The sequence below is a fragment of the Desulfovibrio sp. 1188_IL3213 genome (assembly GCF_036763145.1).
Classification (GTDB): domain Bacteria; phylum Desulfobacterota; class Desulfovibrionia; order Desulfovibrionales; family Desulfovibrionaceae; genus Desulfovibrio.
The window spans coordinates 1-1,949 of sequence record NZ_JBAIYR010000418.1; the positions used below are offsets into that span (position 1 = coordinate 1).

Genomic DNA, 1,949 nt, shown 5'->3' on the forward strand with positions numbered 1-1,949 from the left:
TAGGCGGATTTCCCCGGCCTGGGGCTGGTTCAGTCCCGCCAGCACCCGCGCCAGGGTTGCCTTGCCCGTGCCGTTGGGGCCGATCAGGGCCGTGATACCGGCGGGCAGGCTCATACGGGCATTTTTATACAGAGGCTGCCCGCCTTTGTGGGCGTAGGTCAGGCCGTGTACGTCCACAATTTTTTCGTCCGCTTCTGAAGCGGAAGGCAGCAGAGGGCGGGCGTCAGGCACGCAGGCCTGACGCAGGCCATAGCGGGCGCGCAGCGCATCGTCGTGGAGGAGGGAAAAATCACCTTGCGCCTGAATGAGGCCGTCCTGCATGATCACGACCCTGTCGGCCACGTCGGCCAGCCAGTACAGGCGGTGGTCCACGACCAGAATAGCCATGCCCTTCCGCTTGAGTTCGCCGAGACGCAGGGCCAGTTCTGCCGTGGATTCCGGATCAAGGTTGGCGGTAGGCTCGTCCAGAATGAGCGCCTGCGGGTTTTGCGTCCACAGGACGGCAAGTCCCACTTTCTGCTTCTGGCCTTCGGAAAGCTCGTGAATGGATGCGCCGAGCAGCGATTCCAGACCAAAATGGCGCACGGCGCCGTTGACGGCCTCATGCATCTGCGGCACGGGCATCCCCTGCCATTCCAGGGCAAAGGACAGTTCGTCCTCCACATTGAGGGCAAAAAACTGCTGCTCGGGGTCCTGAAAAAGGGTTCCGGCCTGACGTGCCAGCCGGGGCAGGCCCTGTTCTGTGGTCGGCGTGCCGTTGACCAGAACGCGGCCTTCCAGCGTCCCCTCAAAATGCAGGGGGCACAGGCCGTTTGCCAGACGGATGAGGGTGGATTTGCCGCAGCCGCTGGCTCCGGTGCAAAGCACAAGCTCCCCCGGCCTGACTTCAAGCGAGATGTTGCTCACTGCGGGCCGCTGCTGGAAGGGATAGGTGTAGCTCACATTTTCAAAACGCAGCATCAGCGCATACCTCCTGCCGGGCCGCCCAGAATGAACTGACATACGCCCGCGCCGGTGATGACAAGCACGGCAGCCGCTATGAGCAGGCTGTCGCTGCGGGTCCAGGCTTTCTTGCGGTAGGGGGTAAGGCTTTCGCCCATGCCAAGGCCCTTGAGTTCCGCCGCAATGCCCAGGTCTTCCGAGGTGCGCAGCGAGCGGAAAAGCAGAGGGGTGAACAAAAGGCGCAGGCTGAGCACCGGATGGCGGGTCAGGGTCCAGGGGTTCAGGCGGTAGCCGCGCAGCTTGAGAGATTCCGTTACCTGTTTGACGTCATTTATAAAGGTGGGAATAAACCGGATAATGACCGCCGAGGGCAGGTAGATGCAAAAGGGCAGGCGCAGGCCGCGCAGGGCATCCAGCAGGTTCTGTACCCGGCTTGAAAGCGCAAGGGGCAGCACTACATGCATCATGGTGAGCATGCGCAGAAAGGGAATGGTCAGCGAGGCGTAATGCATGTTGCCCATGAGCCTGGGCGATATGCGGCCCATAACCCACACACAGCCGAGGGCCATGAGACACATGACGGCCATAACGGCATAGGCCACAAGAAGGGCCTTGGGCCGGCGCATGAAAAGCGCGTAGCACAGTGATGCCCCCGCCAGAACAAGCTGCCCCGCAAGGTTTGAAACGGCCAGCGTGCCTATGGACGCAAGAAGGCTCACCGCGAGCTTGGCCCGCACATCTGCCTCATAAAGCCAGCCTTGCGGCAACGGGGTATTACTGGCGTACAATGCCTGCATGGCGCAGCTCCCTTACGGCTCCCACACCGGTAAAAAGACCCATGACGGCGCCGAGGTAGCCCAGGGTCACCACAGGAATGGCGGCCATGAGCATGGCGGGATTTTCCCGCATGAACAGCCACGAGACGCCAAGCGAGCAGACGCGGAACAGAATGTCGAACACGGCCACGGCCACCAGCGGCCCCCAGGGCCTTGCGTAGCCGCCAAGCA

Annotated in this window: 2 protein-coding genes and 1 pseudogene; all 3 read right to left on the bottom strand. The window is 62.2% G+C overall.

All coding sequences use genetic code 11. From position 1 onward, the window contains the following. Window positions 1–960: ATP-binding cassette domain-containing protein (locus V6C16_RS12120; RefSeq protein ID WP_333543316.1), on the bottom strand; the 960-nt coding region annotated here is incomplete at its 3' end. Continuing rightward, on the bottom strand, window positions 960–1,739 hold the full coding sequence (locus tag V6C16_RS12125) for an energy-coupling factor transporter transmembrane component T family protein (protein WP_333535457.1): 780 nt from the start codon (window positions 1,737–1,739) through the stop codon (window positions 960–962). The genes V6C16_RS12120 and V6C16_RS12125, both read right to left, overlap by 1 nt. Beyond that, window positions 1,717–1,949 (bottom strand): annotated as a pseudogene (locus V6C16_RS12130) (hypothetical protein); the annotation flags it as partial. The pseudogene V6C16_RS12130 and the gene V6C16_RS12125, both read right to left, overlap by 23 nt.